This window comes from Acinetobacter sp. WCHAc060025 (assembly GCF_004209355.1).
In the GTDB taxonomy this organism is placed as follows: Bacteria; Pseudomonadota; Gammaproteobacteria; order Pseudomonadales; family Moraxellaceae; genus Acinetobacter; species Acinetobacter wuhouensis.
Window position 1 is genome coordinate 1 of record NZ_SGSX01000062.1, and the last position, 887, is coordinate 887.

The 887-nt window shown below is 54.3% G+C and carries 1 protein-coding gene; it reads right to left on the reverse strand.

Translation table 11 applies throughout. The features are described 5' to 3' along the window. A partial coding sequence (locus EXE09_RS18650; RefSeq protein WP_171478647.1) for an Ig-like domain-containing protein occupies positions 1-887 on the reverse strand: 887 nt, incomplete at both ends.

Sequence of the window (887 nt, forward strand, 5' to 3'; positions counted from 1 at the left end):
GGTCGCATCGACTGCTGCGCCATCTACATACAATTTTGGTGTTTCACCCGCGGCTGGTGTAGGGATGATCAAGCCTGGGGTGCTATCGTTGGTGCTTGTACCTGTACCGAATGTGCCTTGTACGGGATCGGTATTGTCCAAGTACTGTGTCGGGGCTGCTGGCGCTGTTGGCGCTATGGTGTCTACAGTCAATGTTAATGCTGGGCTTGGATCGCTTTCATTACCCGCGGCATCCGTCAAGGTGTAGCTCAGCTTATGTTCGCCTTCAGACAACGGGGTCGTTGGGGTCAAGGTGCCTGTCGCTGCATCATAGGTCGCAGCGACTGCTGCGCCATCTACATATAATTTTGGTGTTTCACCCGCGGCTGGTGCAGGGATGATCAAGCCTGGGGTGCTATCGTTGGTGCTTGTGCCTGTACCGAATGTGCCTTGTACGGGATCGGTATTGTCCAAGTACTGTGTTGGGGCTGCTGGCGCTGTTGGGGCTGTACCATCAATCACGGTATTGCCTGGCTGTGAAACGTTACCCGCGGCATCTGTTGCTGTCGCTGTAACTTCATCACCGTCTTTTAAGCCTGGATTTGGCACACTCCAGTGACCATCCGCATCTGCTGTGGTGGTCACAGTCGTCGTTCCGCCTTGTCCGTCTGGATAGCTCACGCTAACCGTACTGCCTGCTTCTGCTGTACCTGTAATTGGGTCATGTGTATTGGCTGGATTCACCACGGGTGCATCTGGTGCTTGGGTGTCCACAGTCAATGTTAAGGCTGGGCTTGGATCGCTTTCATTACCCGCTGCATCCGTCAAGGTGTAGCTCAGCTTATGTTCACCTTCAGACAACGGAGTCGTTGGTGTCAAGGTGCCTGTCGCTGCATCATAGGTCGCAG